The sequence below is a fragment of the Micromonospora sp. NBC_01638 genome, from assembly GCF_045209745.1.
Taxonomy (GTDB): domain Bacteria; phylum Actinomycetota; class Actinomycetes; order Mycobacteriales; family Micromonosporaceae; genus Micromonospora.
On the sequence record NZ_CP109273.1, the window covers coordinates 4,349,248 to 4,369,495 of the forward strand.

General features: G+C 71.5%; 17 protein-coding genes and 1 pseudogene. 8 read left to right on the forward strand and 10 right to left on the reverse strand.

Going from position 1 to position 20,248, the window contains the following annotated elements:
- Nucleotides 1-2: 2 nt before the first annotated feature.
- The 4 genes from OG811_RS20590 to OG811_RS20605 all read right to left on the reverse strand — a co-directional run bounded on the left by OG811_RS20590 (nt 3) and on the right by OG811_RS20605 (nt 5,092).
- Complete coding sequence (locus OG811_RS20590) at nt 3-1,673, reverse strand: CDP-glycerol glycerophosphotransferase family protein (protein WP_406067984.1); 1,671 nt, start codon at nt 1,671-1,673, stop codon at nt 3-5.
- A gap of 33 nt (nt 1,674-1,706) precedes the next feature.
- Nucleotides 1,707-3,239: a D-ribitol-5-phosphate cytidylyltransferase gene (locus tag OG811_RS20595; protein WP_406067986.1), complete on the reverse strand. Its 1,533-nt coding sequence runs from the start codon at nt 3,237-3,239 to the stop codon at nt 1,707-1,709.
- Nucleotides 3,240-3,384: 145 nt separating this feature from the next.
- Nucleotides 3,385-4,161 (reverse strand): ABC transporter ATP-binding protein, encoded by a 777-nt coding sequence (locus OG811_RS20600; protein ID WP_406075824.1) that lies wholly within the window; start codon nt 4,159-4,161, stop codon nt 3,385-3,387.
- 34 nt (nt 4,162-4,195) lie between these two features.
- Entirely contained in the window at nt 4,196-5,092 is an 897-nt protein-coding gene (locus OG811_RS20605) for an ABC transporter permease (RefSeq protein ID WP_406067987.1), read from the reverse strand.
- A 178-nt stretch (nt 5,093-5,270) separates the two neighbouring features.
- Here OG811_RS20605 and OG811_RS20610 point away from each other — a divergent pair, with 178 nt between their 5' ends.
- The 3 genes from OG811_RS20610 to OG811_RS20620 all read left to right on the forward strand — a co-directional run bounded on the left by OG811_RS20610 (nt 5,271) and on the right by OG811_RS20620 (nt 10,140).
- Nucleotides 5,271-5,909 (forward strand): TetR/AcrR family transcriptional regulator, encoded by a 639-nt coding sequence (locus OG811_RS20610; protein WP_406067989.1) that lies wholly within the window; start codon nt 5,271-5,273, stop codon nt 5,907-5,909.
- A 123-nt stretch (nt 5,910-6,032) separates the two neighbouring features.
- The gene (locus OG811_RS20615) at nt 6,033-8,156 is read left to right on the forward strand and encodes a DUF6077 domain-containing protein (protein WP_406067990.1); all 2,124 of its coding nucleotides are present in this window, start codon (nt 6,033-6,035) and stop codon (nt 8,154-8,156) included.
- A 226-nt stretch (nt 8,157-8,382) separates the two neighbouring features.
- Entirely contained in the window at nt 8,383-10,140 is a 1,758-nt protein-coding gene (locus tag OG811_RS20620; RefSeq protein WP_406067992.1) for a CDP-glycerol glycerophosphotransferase family protein, read from the forward strand.
- Nucleotides 10,141-10,198: 58 nt separating this feature from the next.
- On the opposite strand, the pseudogene OG811_RS20625 reads toward OG811_RS20620, so the two are convergent.
- Nucleotides 10,199-10,309: pseudogene (locus OG811_RS20625) on the reverse strand (DUF952 domain-containing protein); the annotation flags it as partial.
- Nucleotides 10,310-10,407: 98 nt separating this feature from the next.
- Here OG811_RS20625 and OG811_RS20630 point away from each other — a divergent pair.
- Complete coding sequence (locus OG811_RS20630) at nt 10,408-10,719, forward strand: hypothetical protein (protein WP_406067994.1); 312 nt, start codon at nt 10,408-10,410, stop codon at nt 10,717-10,719.
- Nucleotides 10,720-10,732: 13 nt separating this feature from the next.
- On the opposite strand, the gene OG811_RS20635 is transcribed toward OG811_RS20630, so the two are convergent.
- Nucleotides 10,733-11,962, reverse strand: coding sequence for an RNA-guided endonuclease InsQ/TnpB family protein (locus OG811_RS20635; RefSeq protein WP_406067995.1), 1,230 nt, complete (start codon nt 11,960-11,962; stop codon nt 10,733-10,735).
- Nucleotides 11,963-11,987: 25 nt separating this feature from the next.
- Here OG811_RS20635 and tnpA point away from each other — a divergent pair, with 25 nt between their 5' ends.
- The 3 genes from tnpA to OG811_RS20650 all read left to right on the forward strand — a co-directional run bounded on the left by tnpA (nt 11,988) and on the right by OG811_RS20650 (nt 14,678).
- Nucleotides 11,988-12,404 (forward strand): IS200/IS605 family transposase, encoded by a 417-nt coding sequence (tnpA, locus tag OG811_RS20640; protein WP_406067996.1) that lies wholly within the window; start codon nt 11,988-11,990, stop codon nt 12,402-12,404.
- Nucleotides 12,405-12,575: 171 nt separating this feature from the next.
- On the forward strand, nt 12,576-13,232 hold the full coding sequence (locus OG811_RS20645; RefSeq protein WP_406067998.1) for a response regulator transcription factor: 657 nt from the start codon (nt 12,576-12,578) through the stop codon (nt 13,230-13,232).
- Between the two features lie 9 nt (nt 13,233-13,241).
- Nucleotides 13,242-14,678: a sensor histidine kinase gene (locus OG811_RS20650; RefSeq protein ID WP_406067999.1), complete on the forward strand. Its 1,437-nt coding sequence runs from the start codon at nt 13,242-13,244 to the stop codon at nt 14,676-14,678.
- Between the two features lie 12 nt (nt 14,679-14,690).
- On the opposite strand, the gene OG811_RS20655 is transcribed toward OG811_RS20650, so the two are convergent.
- From OG811_RS20655 to OG811_RS20670, 4 genes are all read right to left on the reverse strand, one after another.
- Nucleotides 14,691-15,653 (reverse strand): TAXI family TRAP transporter solute-binding subunit, encoded by a 963-nt coding sequence (locus OG811_RS20655; RefSeq protein ID WP_406068000.1) that lies wholly within the window; start codon nt 15,651-15,653, stop codon nt 14,691-14,693.
- 81 nt (nt 15,654-15,734) lie between these two features.
- Nucleotides 15,735-16,472, reverse strand: coding sequence for a hypothetical protein (locus OG811_RS20660; RefSeq protein WP_406068001.1), 738 nt, complete (start codon nt 16,470-16,472; stop codon nt 15,735-15,737).
- A 106-nt stretch (nt 16,473-16,578) separates the two neighbouring features.
- A complete protein-coding gene (gene yaaA, locus OG811_RS20665; RefSeq protein ID WP_406068003.1) occupies nt 16,579-17,376 on the reverse strand; it encodes a peroxide stress protein YaaA in 798 nt (265 codons plus the stop codon).
- 65 nt (nt 17,377-17,441) lie between these two features.
- Entirely contained in the window at nt 17,442-19,061 is a 1,620-nt protein-coding gene (locus OG811_RS20670) for a hypothetical protein (protein WP_406068004.1), read from the reverse strand.
- Between the two features lie 120 nt (nt 19,062-19,181).
- Between OG811_RS20670 and OG811_RS20675 the strand changes: the two genes are divergently transcribed.
- Entirely contained in the window at nt 19,182-20,222 is a 1,041-nt protein-coding gene (locus OG811_RS20675) for an App1 family protein (RefSeq protein ID WP_406068005.1), read from the forward strand.
- The last annotated feature ends 26 nt before the right edge of the window (nt 20,223-20,248 follow it).

Here is a 20,248-nt window from a genome sequence, read left to right on the forward strand (position 1 = left end):
GGCTACACCGCTGCGGACGCGGTCAGTTCCTTCGTGGGCGCCAGCTCCCGGCGGGCCGCGGTCAGGAACGCCTCGGCGTACGAGTCGGCCGGGAAGTCACCCAGGTAGCGGCGGCGGGTGGCCCAGCGGGCCTCGGCGAGCGGGTCGGTGTCCAGTAGTGCGTTCAGCACCTCGTCCATGTTGGACATGTCCCGGCGCAGCACGTAACCCGACCCGGCCAACGGGAAACGCTCCACGAACCGGTCACCCTCGTCGCCCATGTCAGTGAGCGCGTACGGCTTGCCGGAGTAGAGGTAGTCGGAGATCACCCCGGACACGTCGGACACCAGCGCGTCCGATGAGTTGACGCATTCGGTCAGGCTCAGCTCCCGAGCCGCCGCACCGACCACGTGCTGACGACCGGTGCGGGCCCGATCGGCGAGGAGCAACTCGGTCAGGCGGCCCAGTTGGCGTGCCGACGCCGGGTTCTGCGCGGTGTACGGGTGGGCTCGCAGGATCACGGTCGCGCCGCGCTCCAGCAGCCGGTGCAGGAGACCCTCGACCACCGGCAGCGAGCAGTAGTCGGCGTCGGCGTGGTGCCCGGTCCAGGTCGGGGTGTACAGCACGGTCGGGTGCGCCAACCCGTGCGCCGGCTCCGGGCGTACCTCGATCGACTCGACCTGCGGGCGGCCCACCACCACGAACTTGTCCGCCGGGATCTGCACCCCGGCGCGGGCGTACCGGTCGATGGCCGCCGGACCGGCCACGAAGATCCGGTCGAAGATCCCCGACACCGGATTGGCGCTCGGTGCCTTGTCGCTGTCGCCGTGGTGCAGCTGGACGTGGGTGAGCTGGGTGAAGCGGATGCAGTGGCTGTTCTTCGCCCCGTGGTTGACGTAGAACGCGGCCCGCAGACTCGGCACCAGCGCCTCGTCCATCGCCCGCAGGGTGGGGCAGTAGACCACGGGCGCGTCGGTGGCCGCGGCGATCGGGGCCAGGAACTCCGGCTCGCGCAGCACGACCATGAACGGCCGGCCGATCCGTTCCAGGTAGGGCAGCCACATGGTGACCTGGTATTCCGACCCGGGAGGTGCCGAGAAGTAGAGCAGGAACTCCGGCTGGTGCCGGCGCAGCGCGCGGGCCACTGGCCCGCCACCAGCCGTCGGCCGGAACCGCCGCCGGGCCAGGTCCAGTGCGACCGCACCGGCGCCCGCGCCGACCAGCAGACTGGCGGCCAGCGCCACGCCGGCCGGCAGGGCGAGCGCGGCAGCGAGCGCCACGGCGGCGAGCAGCCCGAGCAGGGCGGTGCCGAGCCGATCGGCGACCAGCGGCGTCCAGGCGCGTACCGGCAGGTTGGCGGCCCGGATCTCCAGGTTGCCGGCGGCCCGCAGGGGCCCCACCAGCAGCACCAACCCCAGCAGGACCAGTGCGGTGGCGACCAGCGCCAGGTTGAGCCCGTCGTCCAGCCGCCGGGAGTAACCGACCAGGAGCGCGGCGGCGATCAGCGTCGTCTCCGCGACGAGGTCAGCGCTGGGCCGGACCCGTTGCTCGGCGGCTGAGGCGGCCAGCGCGGCGACGGCCAGCGCCAGCCCCCACCCGGTGGCGCCGGTGAGCGCCAGCACGACGAAGGCCAGCACGGCCAACCCGATGCTCAGGCACCGGGCGGCCAGCTTTCGGACCAGGTCGCCGCGCATGTCGCTCCGTTCGTGGTTCCGCAGCCGTCGTCGTCAGTTCGCGGTCGAGGCGCCGGCCGGCGCCTCCACCCGAGCCGGCCCGGACTGGGCCGGCACGGACTGGGCCGGCCCGGTCGGTGTGGGCCCGTCACCGGGTGCCCGGCGTACGTCGATGACCTGGCCGGTCAGATCGGAGATCAGCACGTCCAGCGACGACTGGGCGACAGCCTCCGCGGCGAGCAGGGTGTGCTCCGGCTCCTCGCCGAAGGCCCGCGTCCGCATCGGGGTGGCGGTCCGCTCCGGGTTGATGCAGTTGACGCGTACGCCGACGTCGGCCCACTCGTCGGCGAGCGCCTGGGTGAGGTTGACCAGGGCGGCCTTGGTGGCTGAGTAGAGCGCGTAGCGGGCCCGCCCCCGGGTGTAGGAGCTGGAGGTGTAGAGCAGCAGTTGACCCTTGGTCTGCTGGAGATATGGAAGAGCCTGGCGGGCGATGGTCACCGGGCCGACGAAGTTGACCTGGAGCACCCGGTCCATGGTCTCCTCGTCCATCTCGGCGAGGGCGCCCTTCTCCAGGATTCCGGCGGTGACCACCACGTGGTCGATGCGGCCGGTGGCCTCGAAGGCGGTCGTCAGCGCGGCCTCGACGTCCCCGGCCCGCTCCACGTGGGTGCCGGTGCTGGAGCGGCTGAACGGGAAGACCTGGGCGCCGTAGCGGTGGGCCAGCTCGGTCAGCTCGTGGCCGATGCCGTAGCTGCCGCCGAACACCACGATGGTGCGGCCGGTCAGCTCCTCGCTGTAGCTGCGGTGGTCGGTCAGCCGGGGCGCCTGCGCCGCGGCGAGCTGGAAGAGCTTGTCCGCCAGGTGCACGTCGACCGGGTGGGTGACCTTGATGTTCTCGTCCGAACCGTCGATCACCTTGATCGGGGTGCCGGGCAGGTAGCGCAGCACCACACCGCAGTCGTCGGTGGCGGCGAAGTTCGAGTCATCCTGGGCGATCCGGTACGCCTCGCGGATGGTGGGGGAGCGGAACGCCTGCGGGGTCTGCCCACGGCGCAGCCGGGACCGCACCGGAATGTCGGTGATGCAGTCGTTGTCGTCCACCTGGATGATCGTGTCCGCGGACGGGATGGCCACGTCCACGGCGTCGTAGGTCCAGAGCGCGTTCACGCACTCGCGCACGATCCGGCCGCTGAGCAGTGGGCGTACCGCGTCGTGGAAGAGGATGTTGCAGTCCGCCGGGCCGACCGCGTCCAGCGCGATCCGGGTGGTGGCGTTGCGGGTGTCGCCGCCCTCGATCACCTTGGTGACCTTGCGCAGGCCGGCCTTCTCGACGATCTGCTTGGCGTCGTCGACGTGGCCGGTGGCCATCAGCACGATGATCTCGTCGATCTCCGGCGCCGTCTCGAAGACCGCCAGGGTGTGCTCGATGATCGGCTTGCCGGCGATCTTCAGCAGTTGTTTCGGAATGCCGAGACCCAGCCGGGTGCCGGTGCCCCCGGCCAGAACCACGGCCACTGTCCGCGAGGGCCGCCACGGCGCCGGGTTCTCCGCAGCGGCGTCCGGGCCAGTGGTCTGGTCCTGCGTCATTGCCGGATCCTCACTCTCAGGGATGCGTTAACGGAAGGTTCCGCCCGAGCGGCGACGGAATGAACCTTAACGCGCGAACCGCGTCGCCCCAACGCGGGCGACGCGGTCCATGGCGTTGTGCCGATGCCGGATGTGCGCCGGTGTGCTACTTGCTGTTCGCGTACGCCTCATAGGCCCGAATGACCTCGTCGGTGGGCCCGTCCATCCGCAGGACACCCGATTCCAGCCAGATCGTCCGTTCGCAGGTGTCCCGCACGGAGGAGAGCTGGTGGCTGACCAGGAACACCGTGCCGGCGCCCTCCCGCAGCTCCCGTACGCGCTGCTCGCTGCGCTTGCGGAAGCCCTTGTCGCCGGTGGCGAGCGCCTCGTCGATGAGCAGCACGTCGTGCTTCTTGGCGGCGGCGATGGAGAACCGCAGCCGGGCAGCCATGCCGGACGAGTATGTGCGCATCGGCAGGCTCGCGAAGTCGCCCCGCTCGTTGATCCCGGAGAAGTCGATGATCCCCGCGGCCTGTTTGGCCACATCGTCAGGGTGCATCCCCATGGCCAGGCAACCGAGGACGACGTTGCGCTCCCCCGAGAGGTCGTTGAGCAGGGCGGCGTTCACGCCCAGCAGCGACGGCTGGCCCTGGGTGTGGATGGCGCCCCGGTTGACCGGCAGCAGACCGGCGATGGCCCGCAGGATGGTGGACTTTCCGGAGCCGTTGCTGCCGATCAGCCCGATCGCCTCGCCCCGGTACGCGGTGAAGGACACGCCCTTGACCGCGTGCACCTCCCGCACATTCGGCGCGTTGGTGCGCTTGACCAGCCGGCGCAGCGCGGCCACCGGCGTGGTGCCACCGCCGGCGCCCTGGTGCACCCGGTAGATGAGGTGCACGTCGTCCACGACCACGGTCGGGATGCGCTCCTGCGTCCGGGTCATCGTCGCGTTCGCCTCGACGGGAGCGTCGAATTGCTCAACCACGGCCGTACTCCTGTTCGCCGCGCCAGAAGTAGATGAAACCGCCGATCCCGGCCACCAGCGCCCAACCGGCGCCAACCAGCCAGAGCTGGGTCAGCGACTCATTGAGCAGCGGTGCCTCTTCGAGCAGCGTGTACCGGGCCAGCTCGATGTAGACCAGCAGCGGGTTGTACTGCACCAGCGTCGTCGCCCAGCTGGGCAGCCGCTCGAACAGGCTGACGCTGTAGAGGACGCCGGAGCCGTACATCCAGGTGCGCATGATGAACGGCATGACCTGCTTCAGGTCGCTCGCCTTCGAGCCCAACCGGGCCACGATCAGCACCACGCCGGCGTTGAACACCGCCTGCAGCAGCAGGGCCGGCAGCAGCAGCAACCACTCCAGGGTGAGCGGCTCGCCGGTGGCCAGAACGATGCCGATCAGCACCACCATCGAGGCCAGCAGTTGCTGGAACTGCGTGATCGTGGTGGACAGCGGCAGGCTGGCCCGGGGGAAGTGCAGCGCCCGGATCAGCCCCAGGTTGCTGCTGATCGACTGGGTGCCGGCCAGGACCGCGCTCTGGGTGAAGTTGAAGATGAACAGCCCGGTGGTCAGGTAGGCGATGAAGTTCGGGATCTTGTCGTTCTGCGCCAGCACCACCCCGAAGATCAGGTAGTAGACCGCCGCGTTGGTCAACGGGGTGAGCACCTGCCAGAGCTGACCCAGCTTGGCATTGCTGTACGAGGCGACAAGCTTGGCGTTGGCGTATGCGGCGATGAAGTGCCGGTAGGCCCATAGTCGGCGGCTGTACTCGGCGAGGCTGGGTCGCTCACCGGCGATCCGTAGACCGTGCCGAGCGGCCAGCTGCGCCTGGGTCAGGCCCGTTTCGGGGTCGACCAGCGCGGTGGTGGCCATGGAAATGGCGCTCCGATCTTTCGTGCAGACGGGTTGCTCGCGACGATGGGATCCTAGTGGGAAGTGTGTGCGGGGCGCCGCCTCGTCGCTGGGTGGACAGTAGTCCGAAACACGTCGGGACGCAACCGTATCGTCGTTGCGCTACTCTGGTCGCCGTGACCTGCGATAAGAGCCCTCGATGACGACCGAAAAGAGGCGGGCCCCGGCCGGAGCGGCGGTGCTTCGTGGCGAGATCACCACGGCGATCCGGCGCGCGCTGATGCAGGAGCTCGCCGCGGTCGGCTACGGCCGGCTCTCCATCGAGGCGGTGGCCCGGCGGGCCGGCGTCAGCAAGACCGCCATCTACCGGCGGTGGAACTCGAAGCTCGACCTGGTGCTGGAGATCGTCGCCGCGGCGGCGCAGGGAAAGCTGCCCGCGCTGGACACCGGCACCCTGCGCGGCGACCTCGCGCTGCTGTTCCAGGCGGTGGCGCACGCGCTGCGCCACCCACTGGCGTCGCAGATCATCCCGGACCTGCTGGCCGAGGCCGCTCGCAACCCCAGCATCGACGCGACCCTGCGTCAGGTGCTGCACGCCCGACAGCAGGAGATCGGCGGTCGCCTGGTAGCCCGTGCGGTGCAACGCGGCGAACTGCCGGCCGACATCGACCCGGACGCCGCGATCGACCTCATCGTCGGCCCGCTCTACTGGCGGCTCGCCATCGCCCGACTCCCGCTCACCGACGGTTACCTCGACAATCTGGTCGAATCCGTGGCCGCCGGGCTCGGCGCCGACAGTGCCGTACCCCGTCCCCGGGCGGCCCCGATGTCGGGCTGAACAGGCACCCGACACCCGCCGCCGCAGGAGCGGTCCTCCGGCCCAATTCCGCTACGCTGCCACCTTGACACCCGGCCGTCACCGCGCCGAAATCCCTCAACCACCTGACGAGTAAGGACGCACGTGGCCAACGTCGACAGCATCGCCGTAGCGCCCGATTCGGATCCGACGTCCCGGGCTGAGCAGGCAACCCGGCCCGCCGACCGTCGCGCCGCGGGGTCCCGGGTACGCGCGTTGGTGGCCGTCGCCCCGGCGGTGCTCACCGATGGTGCTGTGCTCGCGTTCGCGCTCTTCACCGTGATCTACCACGTGGCCTTCCTGGGGGACCTGCGTCCGTCGGTGACCTTCCGGATCTGGCTGGTCGTCTGCGTGGTGCTCGCGGTCGTGGCCCTGCTGCGCGCCCGCCGCCGGCTCGCCGACACCCGGGGAGTTGGCGCCGACACCCCGGCCGACAGCGAGCGGGCGGCAACCGTCGAGCCGGCCGGCCCGCAGCCCGCCGTCGACCGCCGCCTCCTGATCGGGGTGCTGGTCGCCGCGGCCGTGGCCGCCGTCACCGCCGGTGCGGCCGGGACCGGAGTCGACGTCTCGTGGTGGATCCCGGCGGTGGCCGGCCTGCTCGCGGCGATCGGCGGGATCCTGCTGGTGCGCCGGGTCTGGCTGAGCGGCATGGTCTCCACCCAGGCCGTCCCGGCGCCCACCGCGGTGCAGTCGGCGTACGCGCTGGCCGTCTCGGTGCTGGTCGCGATCTCCTCGCTGTTCATGGCCCGCAACACCCCGGACGACGTCTACTACGTCGGCAAGTCGGTCTGGATCGCCGAGCGTGACCTGATTCCGCTCAACGACTTCCTGTTCTCCGAGAACGTGCTGCCGCCCATGGGCTCGCAGCCGCCGATCCCGTCGTTCGAGGTCTTCGTCGGCGCGTTCGCCAACGTCGTCGGCATCCACGCCGGCTCGGCGCTCTGGTTCGTGCTGCTGCCGATCATGGCGGTGTTCGCGGTGCTGGCACTCTGGCGGCTGACGCACCGGTGGGCCCCGCGCCGTCCGATGCTCGCCTTCACCGTGGCGGTCGTGTACCTGTACCTCGTCGCCGGCGATGACGCCGCACTGGGCACGTTCCACCTCATCCGGCTCCACGAGGGCAAGGGCATGTTCGTCTCGGCGGTCATCCCGCTGATGTGGCTCTACCTGACCGAGTGGTTCGACAGCCGGTCGCGGCGCAGCCTGCTGCTCATCGTGGCGCTCTCGATCACCGCGATCGGCCTCACCAACACCGCGGCGATCATCCTGCCGATGCTGGTCGGCGCCGCCAGCTTCGCCATGCTGCTGGTCGGCCGGTGGAAGGCCGCCATCGTCGCCGCCGTCGCCGCCCTCGCGTACCCGATCGGCTCGCTGGTGGGCTCCCGCCTGCTCCTCGGCGGGATGACCGCAACCGGCGCGGACGACGAATTCTTCGACGCGGCGTCCACCTACCGGCGGACCCTGCTGTTCGGTGTGGTCGGGGTGATCAGCGGTCTCGCGCTGTGGTGCGGTCCACTGCTCGCCCGTCGGCGTACGCCCGCGCTGCTCGCAGCCGGTGCCACCCTGGCGATGAGCGTGCTGTTCATGCCCGGCGTGCTGGAGGTGCTGAGCGCGTTGAGTGGCATCTCGGTGGTGCTCTGGCGCGTGCCGTGGCTGCTCGCCCTACCGACGCTGATCGGTCTGCTCTGCACCGTGCGCCTGCCGGCACCGACACCGGCGCTGCGCCGCGCCGCGGCCGGCGGGATCGCGGTGCTGCTGGTCGCCTCGTTCGCGCTGTTCGCCACTCCGATGTGGTCGTCGAAGAGCTGGGTCGACGTGCACGACCGCCCCACCTGGAAGCTTCCGCAGCAGCGTCAGGCGATCGCGTTCTGGATCAAGGGGCTGGACCGCCCGGAGGGCATGCTGCTCGCCCCGAAGACGATCATGCGAACCTCGCTGATTGTCACCAGCGAGGTCCGGGTCGTCCTGCCCCGCGACTTCTACCTCCTCGAGTACGACCTCAAGTCCCAGTTCTCCAAGGACCGGCTGTTGCTCGCCGGCTTCGCCGACGGCGCCACCACCCCGGCGCCGGCCGAGCTGGCGCCGGCACTGGACCGCCTGGACGTGGGCACCATCTGCGTCTACAACGGCAACAAATACGCCCGCGACACCGCGCCGCAGCTCGGCTACCAGGAGTTCGCGACGCGCCCGGCGCCCGGGGCGATGACCTGCCTGCGGCGGGTCGCCTGAGCGCTTTTCCCGCCGAGCAGCCCGACCTCGGTGGCGGGGCCTGGTGCACCGAGGCGCGGAGCTTTGACCGAAATGGTGCCGGATACCCGAGCGACACCGAGCTGTCCTCTCGCGTTAAAGTCGCAGTCACACGCAGCCGGCCGCGGTCGACCGCTGCGCGACGGTGAGTGACGTCGATTCAGCACGGGCACAGCCCGCAACGAAATCTTGTAGGGAGCGAACTCGTTTGTTCGGCACGTTGACAGGTCGTCTCGGAGTGGCCGCCCACAGTGCGCTGCTGGTGCTGGCCTACCTGGTCATGCTCGTCAGTGGCGTATTCGGCTGGGTCGGCCTGTTCGCCGTCGCCGGGCTGGCCGCCATCATCGGCGAGTTCGCCATCGCCCGCTGGTCACCGCCGTCACAGCTGTTGTTGGAGAAGGTGGGTCTGCACTGGTCGTACCGGCAGTTGGCCCGGGACCTCGCGGCCGTGCTGCTCGTCGCCGCCGAGGTGCGGCTCAGCGGCGGTGAGCTGACCCTGCTGCTGGTGCTGCCCGCCGCGGTGTGGGTCGTGTCGGTCTTCGCCGGGGCGTTCTCCACCATGATCGAGCGTCGCAATCCGCTCTCCGCCATGGTGCGCAACATCGAGCTGGGTCCGCTGTCCGCCGCCCCCCAGCCGCCGGCCTGGGCGGCGGCTGTTGCCGGTGACCGGATGCCCCTGCTCAATCTGCTGCTGGTGCCGGCCGCCGTGGCAGCCGCGGTGCAGCACGATCCGACGCCGTTCTTCGTCGCCGCTGCCGTGGCGGTCGTGGCCACCGGTGTGGTGGGCGCCATCATCGCGCTGACCTGGCTCCGGGGTCGGGGCGCGGGGCAGGACCCGCTGCTGCCCGCCGTCCAGCGTTGGCTGGACACGAACCGGCCCGAGGTGGCGCTCTACTTCGCCGGCCCGGCCAAGGACGTCTACCAGGCGAACATGTGGCTCGCCCCGACCGAGGCGCTTCAGCAGCGCGCGGTGGTGCTGATGCGGAGCCGGGACGCGTTCCTGGAACTGGCCGACACCCGGCTGCCGGTGATCTGCGTACCGACCGGGGTCGACTTCATGAACCTCGAACTCAGCGGCATCCGCGCGGCGCTCTACTCCGCGAACGTCGGTGCGAACATCCACATGCTCCGTGAGCCGAGCACGAAGCACGTCTTCATCGGGCACGGCGACAGTGACAAGCAGGCCAGCGTCAACCCGTACAGCAAGGTGTACGACGAGGTCTGGGTCGCCGGCCTGGCCGGCCGGGAGCGCTACGCCCGGGCCGGTGTGGGGGTGCTCGACTCGGACATCGTCGAGATCGGTCGACCGCAGTTGGCCGGGGTGCACACCTTCGGCGCCGAGTCGGTGGACCGGACGTTCACCGTGCTCTACGCCCCCACCTGGGAGGGCTGGCTCGACGACGACCCGTACCACACCTCGCTGGTGCTGATGGGTGAGAGGATCGTCAAGGGGCTGCTGGCCACGGAACCTCGGCTGCGCCTGATCTACAAGCCGCACCCGCTCACCGGGTCGCGGTCCGGGGCCGCCAGGGCCGTGCACGAGCGGGTCGTCGCGGCCATCCGCGCCGCCGGCGGCAACCCGAACGCGTCCTCCCTGGACGGCACCGCGCACCTGGTGGTCACCGGCCGTACGCCCGGGCTGTTCGACTGTTTCAACCAGACCGACCTGCTGATCAGTGACGTGTCCAGTGTGGTCTCCGACTTCGTGCAGAGCCAGCGGCCGTACGTGGTGGCCAACCCGGCCGGCCTGCCGGAGGACGACTTCCGCCGGGAGTACCCGACGGCTCGGGCCGCGTACCTGCTCTCCAAGGACTGCGGTGAGCTGGAGAAGATCGTGGCGGTGACCCGGGCCGGCGACGACCCGATGACCGAGGCCCGCCGGGAGCTGAAGACCTACCTGCTCGGCCCCGCCGAGGCGAACCCGATGGACCGGTTCCAGGAGGAGATCGACCGCCTCTGCCGCTGAGCCTCGCGCACGGCGTTCCGCGCCCGGTCCGACACCTCTCGGGCCGGGCGTATCCCTGTCAGCCCAGCAGGGCGGCCACCGTGTCGGCGGCCGACGTGTCCGCCGGTAGTGCCACCACCGCCGTGACCGGCAGCGGGCCGTACACGTGCGGGAAGAGCTGCCCGCCGCGCGGTGCTGCCGCCGCCCTCGCCCGGGTTTCGCCGGTACCGCCGCGCCCGTCGCCCCCCGCCGGGCATGCTCAGGTCAACGGCCGCGGAGGGATGGGCGATGCAGAGCTACGACGACGACTGGACCGACAGTCAGCGCGCGCTGTACGACGAGTGCTACCGGGCTGGCGGCGAGTGGGCCGAGGACCCGGACACTCCGTCCGATGGCGTCCAGCATGTGATCAACCTGGCCGAGGCGGACGATGGTGCCTTCTCCGACGCTGAGATCGACTATCCGCCCCTCGTCGACGCGGTCACCCAGGCCAGCGGGGTCACCGTCACCAGCGTGCCGGCCAGCCACGAGGACCCGGGTTTCCGCGGCTTTACCGACGGCGTCCGGGACGCCACCGCCGACGACGTCTTCGGTCTTTGACATCCTCGCCGTCCTAAAGGACGGAGATTCCCTCCACGCTGCGCGTGGAACACGCGGCGTCCGGGTGGGTTACCGCTTCGCCGCGCGGTGCCAGCACGGATGCTGGTCTTACCTGCGCTCCACGGTCGTTGAAGTCCGCCTGTCCGGCGGCCTTGACATTCTTCGCGGCGTTGACGTCCCGGTCGTGGGCTGCGCCGCACGGGCAGTCCCACGCTCGGACGTTCAGCGTTAACTTGTCGTTGACCCGGCCACAGTCGGAGCACATCCGGGTCGACGGGAAGAACCTGTCCACCCGGGCGAACGTGCGCCCGTACCGGGCAGCCTTGTACTCCAGCATGCCGGTGAAACTGGCCCACCCCGCATCGTGCACGGACTTCGCGAGCCGGGTCCTGCCGAGACCAACCACGCACAGGTCCTCGACGTACACCGCTTGGTTGTCGCGGATGATCGATGTCGAGAGCTTGTGCTGCCAGTCCCGTCGGGTGTCGGCCACCCGCGCATGAGCGCGGGCGACCTTGACCACGGCCTTCTTGCGGCGGTTGCTGCCCTTGGTCTTGCGGGACAGGTCTTGCTGCAACCGCTTGAGCTTGCGGGCCGCGCGGCGCAGGAACTTCGGTGCGGTCACCTTCGTGCCGTCGGACATGACCGCGAAGTGGGTCAGGCCCAGGTCGATACCGATCTCGGAGTCCGTCTCCGGGAGCGGCGCGTCGGTGGTGTGGACGACGAACGAGGCGAAGTACCGCCCGGCCGCGTCCCGGATCACCGTGACCGAGCTGGCCTCGGACGGCAGGCCGCGCGACCACCGAACCGGCACATCGCCGATCTTTGGCAGCCGAAGTCGGCCGTTGTCGAGGACCTTGAACCGGCTGTTCCTGGTGAACCGGATTGCTTGCCGGTTGTCCTTGCGGGACCGGAACCGCGGCGGTGCCACCTTGCGGCCCTTGCGCTTGCCGGTGACCGAGGAGAAAAAGTTACGGTACGCCACGTTCAGATCCGCGAGTGCCTGCTGCAAGACCACGGCGGACACCTGACCCAACCACGCCCGTTCCAGGGTGTCCTTGGCCTGGGTGATGACCCGCTTGGACAGGTCGGCGTCCGAGACGTACTCCTCGCCAGCCTCGCGTGCCTGCTGACGCAGACGCAGCCCGTCGTTGAACACCACCCGGGCACACCCGAACGCTCTCGCCAACGCGGTGCGCTGAACGGCGTCCGGATAGACCCGGAAGTTGTAACGAAGCTGCACGAGACCGAGTGTCCCATGTTGGTCTATGGCAGACATTGATGGCATCCGCACTGGTAGGCACTGTGTTTTTGCTTTACATGCTCACTTGGTCTTCGTGACGAAGTTCCGGCACAGAGTGTTCGGTGACCGGCACCTCGCCCGGATGGAAGAGATCATGCGGGCGGTGTGCGCCGACTTCGAGACCGAACTGGTCGAGTTCAACGGGGAGAACAACCACATCCACCTGCTCGTCAACTTCCCGCCCAAGGTGGCCCTGGCGAAGCTGGTCAACTCCCTCAAGGGCGTGTCGAGTCGGCGGATGCGCCAGGAGTTCCCCGACCTCGCGCGTCACTACTACCGGGCCAACAAGCTCTGGTCAGGCTCGTACTTCGCGGGCTCCATGGGCGGAGCACCGCTGAGCGTCGTGCGTCAGTACATCGAGCAGCAGAACCGCCCGACTTAAGGCACTACTCGGGCATTGGCGGCCCTCCCAGCACGGGCCTTCACCCCCGCCCTGAAAGGCGGAGCACTGGCCCGCGACCCGGTAGCCGGCCCGTCGCGGCAGGCGGCCTCCCGCTGGGCGCAGACTTCTGCCACCATTCGCAGAACGGCGCGGCGACGGAGGGGGGCACGGGTGCGGATCCTGCTGGTGGAGGACGACCGCCGGGTGGCCGCTGCGCTCTCCTCCGCCCTCACCCGCCGTGGGTACGAGGTCGAGCACGCGGCCACCGTCGCCGCCGCGCTCTCCGCTGCCCCGTGCGACCTGGTGCTGCTCGACCTGACCCTGCCCGACGGTGACGGCACCGACCTGTGCCGGGAGCTGCGCCGGCGGAGCAGCCAACTCGGTATCATCGCGGTGACCGCGCGGGGCGAGGAGCGCGATCGGGTGCTGGGCCTGCGTCTCGGCGCGGATGACTACGTCGTCAAGCCGTTCTCGATGGTGGAGTTGCAGGCCCGGATCGAGGCGGTGCTGCGCCGGGCCGCGAACGCCGCGCCGGAGCGGCACCTCATCGAGGCCGGTGCGGTGCGCATCGACGTGGCCGCGCGGACGGTGACCGTGGACGGCCGGGCCGTCACGTTGACCCGCAAGGAGTTCGACGTGCTGCTCTCGCTGGCCCGCCAGCCGGGGGTGGCGGTGCCCCGTGATCGCATCCTGCTCGACGCCTGGGGCACCACCTGGACCGACCGGCACACGGTCGAGGTGCACGTCGGGTCGCTGCGCGGCAAGCTCGGCGACGCCCGCCTGGTGGAGACCGTACGCGGCATCGGCTACCGGCTGCGCGACTCGTGAGGAGCTGACGTGCGCCGGCGACTGGTGATCAGCTATCTGCTGCTGATGGTGCTCGTCCTCATCGCGTTGGAGACACCGTTGGCCGCCACCATGGCCAGCCGCGAAACCGACCGGATCCGTGCCGACCGGCTCGCTGACGCCACCCGGTTCGCCTCGCTGGCCGGGCCGGCGTTACGCGACGGCGGGCCGGGCCCGATCGAGTCGGAGCTGACCAGCTACGACAACCTGTACGGGATCGGCGCGGCGGTCGTCGACCGGGACCGGAGCACCCCGGTCGCGTCGCCGAGGTGGCAGCCCGGCCCGGGGACCGCAACGGTTCTGGACATCGCGCTGTCCGGGCAGCAGACCAGCGACCCCGAGTCGGTCTGGCCCTGGACGACCAGCCCGGTGGTGGTGGCGGTGCCGATCAACGACGGTGGTGAGGTGCTCGGCGCGGTGGTGATCGTGACCCCGGCCGGCCCGATCCGCCGAGCTGTCATCGCGTGGTGGCTGCTTCTCGCCCTGGCTGGTCTGCTCGCCGTGCTGGCCTGCGTGCTCACCGCGTTCGGGCTGGCCGGTTGGGTGCTGCGCCCGGTCACCGAACTGGACGCGGTGACTCACGAGATCGCCGAGGGCGACCGGGGTGCCCGGGTGCAGCACCGCCTGGGCCCGCCGGAGCTGCGCCGGCTCGCGGCCAGCTTCAACCACATGGCCGACGTGGTCTCCGACGTGATGGACCGGCAGCGCGCCTTCGTCGCGCACGCCAGCCACCAGTTGCGTAACCCGCTCACCGCGCTGCGGCTGCGGGTGGAGGAGTTGGGCCCCAGCCTCACCGACCCGGACGGCCGATCCGAGCACCGGTTGGCACTGGAGGAGACCGACCGGTTGGCGTTGGTGCTCGACGCGCTGCTCACCCTCGCCCGGGCCGAACGGGAGGAGAACGAGCGGGTCACCGTGGACGCCGCTGCGGTGGCCGCGTCCCGGGTGGCCGCGTGGGCGCCGCTGGCCCGGCACCATTCGATCGCGTTGCGACTGGCCGCGACCGACGCCCCGGCGTACGCCCAGACTGTGCCGACCGCCGTCGACCAGGCGCTGGACGCTCTGATCGACAACGCGGTGAAGTTCAGTGGGGCTGGCGGAGCGGTGACGGTGACGGTGGCCCGCCGCGACAACGGGGTGTCCCTGGAGGTGCGCGACTCCGGGCCGGGCATGACCGAGAGTCAGCTCGGGCAGGCGACCGAGCGGTTCTGGCGGGCGCCGGACGCGCAGAACGTCGACGGCGCGGGGCTCGGCCTGACCATCGCCGCCGTGCTGGTGGACGCGTCCGACGGGCGGCTCACCATGCGTCCGGGGGAGCCGTGCGGGCTGATCGCCGCCCTGTGGTTCCCGGCGCCCGAGCTTGACCCGTCACCGGAGCCTGCGGACGAGGAGGTGGCCGCCGACCTGCGGCCCACCCCGGCGCGGTAGAACCCGGCCTGCTCAGGGTTTGGCGGCGCGGTACCAGGAGGCAGCCCCGGGGTGCAGCGACAGCGGCGCGGTGACGATCGCCGAGCGAGGGCTCATCCGCCCCGCCGCCGGGTGCGCGGCGGCCAGTTCGGCCCGGCGCTCCATCAGCAGCCGGGTCACCTGCCGGACCAACCGCTCCGGCAGGTTGGCCCGGACGATCAGGTAGTTCGGGTTGGCCACCGTGGTCACCGCGTCCACCCCGTACACCGAGCGGGGGATGTCCCGGGAGACGTAGACCTGGCCGTAGCGGGCGCGCAACGGCTCGGTCCAGTCGCTGAGGTCCACGATCCGGGTGGCGCTGCGCCCGGCCAGCTCCTTGATGCCCCGCACCGGCAACCCGCCGGAGAAGAAGAACGCGTCGATCCGCCCGGAACGGAGCGCGGCCAACGAGTCGTCCAGCCCGAGCCGCTCCCGGCGCACCTCGTCGCCGCCGAGGCTGGCCACCTCCAACAGCCGGGTCGCGGTGATCTCGGTGCCTGATCCGGGTGCGCCGACGGAGACCCGCCGGCCCTGCAGGTCGGCGACCGTGCGGACCGGACCGCCGCCCGTGGTGACCAGGTGCAGTTGGTCGTCGTACACCCGGGCGACAGCGTCGACCGAGGGGTTTCCCGCCGTGGTGGTGGGCAGCACGTCGGCCTGGGTGAAGCCCAGCTCGGCGCCGCCGGAGCCGACCAGCTGGACGTTCTCCGCCGAGGCGGCGGTGATCACCACACTGGCCCGCACGCCGGGCAGTTCCCGGTTGAGGATGGCCGCCAGGGACTGCCCGAACGCGTAGTAGACGGCGGTGGGGCTGCCGGTGGCGATCCGGATCGACATCGGCTCGGTCGGGGCGTCCCGGCAGCCGGCGGCGCTCAGGCTCGCGACCAGCAGCACCGTCAACAGGGCTGCCGTCCCCGCGCGGTGGCGACCGGGCGGGCCGGACGAGGTACGACTCACGCGGTGCACTGTGCGCCGTCGGGCCGGTGCGCGCAACCCCCTTGGAGGTGGTGTGCCGGGCGGGTGCGCCCCGAGCACCGATCAGCAGGCCGGGCGACGCGCGGGCGCCACGACCACGCCGCGCGCCGACGGCAGGGCCGCGCCCCGCGCCGTCGCCGCCGCGCGCGCCGGCTCCAGCGCCGCGCTGCTCATGATTCGCGCCCGGTCCGGGCCGTCGGCCACGCTGACCAGGAAGCAGCCGGTGCCCGGGCGGAGTCGGGCCGGCACGTCGAGCACGGCAGCGCTGCGGATCAGCACCGCGGCCAGCTCCCGGTCGGTGAGTCGCACGCCGAGGATGTGCCGGCGAACGTGCCGCCCGGCGGCCAGCAGCGCCGAACGCCAGGCCGCCGCCGCGAGCCGGGTCACCAACCGTCGGCGCGCAGGCGAGGCCCCGGGCAGCGGCCCGCCGAGCAGCTCACGCCGCCCCTGCCACCAGCCCGCGTCCAACATTCGGGTGTACGCGCCCTGGTGCTCCCGGGGCACCCAGAGCCGGTGCAGCTCGTAGCGGCGGCGCAGGCCCCCGACCGCCACCTCGTGAGTGACCGGGATGTCCAGCCGGGCGAGCAGCTGCCGCATCCGCTGCGCGGCGTCCTCCCGGTTGAACTCCACCACCCCGGGTGCGTGCGCGGGAAATGCGGCGCTCGGGCGCGCGGCGGTCGGCGGCGGCGTGCAGCGCCGCAGGCAGGCGGCCTCGAACGCGTCGCCCAGGGTCAGCCAGTCCAGCGGGGATGGCGGCGCCGGGGAGCGGGGCCGGTCGAGCAGGGCAGGTTCGCGGGTCAACGAAGGCTTCCTTGTCGGAGTTTGGGTTGTCCAACCGTGGCCCCTGCGTCGCCGTTACGGAACGGGTCCGGCCCAGCCTTGAGCAAATCTTGCGGCTGCCCCCTCGCTAGAGGTCGGTGACCACCAGATCCACCAGCCGTACCCGGCCGGACGCGGTGGCCTGCTCCACGACGGTGTGCTTCAACTCCCGCAGTGTGCCGATCAGCTCCGCGGCGGTTCGCGGCCGGGCACCGGCGACGAGCAGGTCACGGACCAGCCGCCCCTTGGTCGCCTTGTTGAAGTGGCTGACCACCGAGCGTACCGGCACACCGTCGACCTCCCGCTCGTGCAGCACCCGTACGGTGACGGTCCGCTCGGCCAGCTCCCCGCGCGGCGTCCAGGTGGCCGCGTACGCGGCGGAGCGCAGGTCCAGTACCGGACCCCTGCCGGCGGCGTCGTCCAACACCGGCGCCAGCTCCGTGCGCCAGTACGCCGACAACGCCCCGACGTCCGGCAGACGAGCGCCGATCGGGCAGCGGTACGGGGGGATCCGGTCGGCCAGTCGGACCGCGCCCCACAGCCCGGAGCTGATCAGGATCGACCGGCGGGCCGCCCGCTGCGCGGCAGGTGGCAACGAGGCCAGATCCAGCGCCTCGTAGAGCACCCCGGTATAGAGCCGCTCGGCCGGCGCGGTGGCCGCCTCCCGCAGTCGGGCATTGCGGCGCAGCTCGCCCCGCTGGCCCTCGCTGAGGCCGAGCGCCGCCCGCGCCGTCGCCTCGTCCGGCCCGGCGCTCAGCGTCACCAGAGCGTTCAGCACCCGCTCGCGGGCCGGGTTCAGCGCGGGCAGCGAGAGCCGGTCCGGAGCCCAGCGTCGCCCGGTGCCGGCGTCGGCCTTTCCCTCCGAGGGCGGCAGCAGGATGAGCATTGGTCTCCTCGACGCGCGGAACGGCGGCGCCCCGCGCGCCGGCCCGGCCAGCGTACGACCCGCCGTTACCGCCAGGGCCGCACCGGGGTGTCGGGGTGGTACACGCGATAGCCGCCGACCTCCCGCACCAGTGCGGCGTCGGCCCGGTCGGCGAGCAGTCTGCGCAGCCGCCGCTCCATCGGCGAGCCGATCTCCACCACGTAGCCCGGCCGCTCGGCCCGCCCTACCTGCCGCCAGTACGGCCGGTAGCGGTTCTGCCCGGGGGACAGGTCGCCGTCGAGCACGCCGCAGACCACCTCCTCGTCCGTGTTGAAGATCAACCGGTTGCAGGTCCAGTAGCCCCCGTACACCTCGCGGGGGCCGTCGGCGCGCAACGCGGCGGCCAGCTCCCGGGCCTGGCGCTCCTCGGTCCGTGCCGCCGCGGCGCCGGTGACCGCGAAGAGCACGGTGACCACCAGCGTGATCGCGGTCAGCGCCGCCAGCACCGCGGTGGACAGCGCGCCGGTGAGCCGGCCGAGCGCACCGACCCTGCCCCGCCAGCACGCCACCGCCGCCACCCAGAGCGGCCAGAGCGCCGCCGGCAGGGACAGTTGCAGCACCGACAGGTAACGGGCGTTGCCCAGCGGGCTGGTCGCAGCGAGCGGGCTGCGCACGTACGACAGCAGGGTCAACGCCGCACCGGCGACCAGCGCGAGCTGCACCACCGGCCCGACCCGCTCCCCGCGCGGCGCCCCGGCCGCGCGGCGGTACGCGAGCACCGCGAGCACCGCACCGGCCAGCAGCAGCACCGGGTACAGGAGGCCGAACCACTGTTGCCAGCGTCCGCAGCCGTTGACCGGGCAGAGCCCGTGCGCCAACGGCACCCCTTCCAGCAGGCCGCCCCGGACCCGGTCGGACCAGGGCGGGAGCGGCCCGGCCTTGGTGCTGATCTCCCGGAACACCGACAGTGAGTCCTCGCCGGGCGGGGCCCGGAGGTTGTCGACGATCATCGGTGCCACCCCGACGACGAACCCCGCCACCAGCAGCAGGCCGGACCAGCCGAGCAGTTCCCGCCGCACCGCCCACACCAGGGCAAGCCCGGCCACCGCCAGGTACGGCAGGATCAGCCAGTCCGACCAGACGGCCAGCCCGGCGAGCAGGCCGAACAGGGCGGCCGCGAGCCGTCGGCGGTGGACCGTGCGAGCGGCCAGGCCCACGGTGATCAGCAGCATCAACAGCACCGCGGGCTTCACCTCGGGCCGACCACCCACCACGGTGAGTTGGTCGCGCACCACCCGCTCTCCTCCGAGCGCGAGCAGGCCCACGACGAAGGTCGCGAACCAGGGTGTGCAGAGCCGGCGGGTCAGCCGGTGGATCAGATAGATGAAGGCCGCGTACAACGCGAGCATCGGCAGCCGCAGCACCGGCCAGCTCGGCCCGGCCACCGCCACCAGGGGAGCGGCCAGGTACGACTCCAGCATCCCCATGTAGTGCTGGCCGTAGAGGAAGATTGGGCGTTCCCGGTCCTGCCCGATGTGCAGCGCGGCGAGGCCGAAGGTCGCCTCGTCGCTGTTCGACACCGGCACCGTGTACAGCGTCAGGACCAGCCGATACCCGACGCCGGCGAGCCCGAACAGCAGCGCGACGAGCGCCGGCCGGTCGAGTCGCGGACGCCATCGCCCACGGTGCTGCTCTGGATGTGACACGACCACGCCCCCGTCGTCGTCCCGACGGAGTGTTTCACGTTTGGCGGGGCCGCCGAGGTGGATTGGCTCAGCCGGCCGGCTCGCGTGGCCGTGTCCGTCTGCGTGTGGCAGGGTTGGCGCGTGCCACCCACTCCCGCTGGCCAGCTGGCCGTTCCGAACCTGCACCGGGCTGCGCGGATCGAGGACGCCGTGCACCAGCTCGTCCAGCGTCGGCTGCGGCGCACCGGCTGGCGGGTCAACATCGTCGCGTACACCGGCTATGGCGCCCCGGGCTGGGTGCGGGTGATGTGCCGGGTGCTGCTGGGCCGACCGGACACCCGCCAGCGGGGCCGGCTGGACAAGGTCCGCGGCTGGCGCAGCTTCGCCACCCTGCCCAACAAACACGTCACCGTGACCATTGAGGCCGGCGGGGTGCGACACGAGACGCAGGCCGACCGCAGCGGCTTCGTCGACACGCTCGTCGAGGCAGACCTGCCACCCGGGTGGGGCACGGTCCGGCTCAGCGTCCCGGACGCCGAGCCGGTCGACGCACCGGTGCGCATCCTCGACCCGGAGGTGAAGCTCGGCATCATCTCCGACATCGACGACACGGTCATGGTGACCGCGCTGCCCCGGCCGCTGCTCGCCGCGTGGAACACGTTCGTGCTCGACGAACACGCCCGCAACGCCGTGCCCGGCATGGCGGTCCTCTACGAGCGGCTGGTCACCGCGCACCCCGGTGCGCCGGTCTTCTACCTCTCCACCGGCGCGTGGAACGTGGCGCCCACGTTGACCCGCTTCCTGTCGCGGCACCTCTACCCCGCCGGGCCGCTGCTGCTCACCGACTGGGGCCCGACCGCCGACCGCTGGTTCCGCAGCGGAATGGAACACAAGCGCAGCACCCTGGCCCGGCTGGCCAAGGAGTTCCCGGACGTGCGCTGGCTGCTGGTCGGCGACGACGGCCAACACGACCAGGAGATCTACCGGGAGTTCGCCGCCGCCCACCCGGAGAACGTCGCCGGGGTGGCGATCCGCCGGCTCTCCCCAACCCAGTCGGTGCTGGCCGGTAGCCTGCCCGCCCCGGCCGGCCTGCCGTCATCGGGGCCGGTGGGGCAGAAGTGGCTGTCCGCGCCCGACGGCGCCGGCCTGTGGCAACTGCTCCGCGAAGCCGGCCTGGTCTGACCGGGATACCCGAGGCACTACGCCGG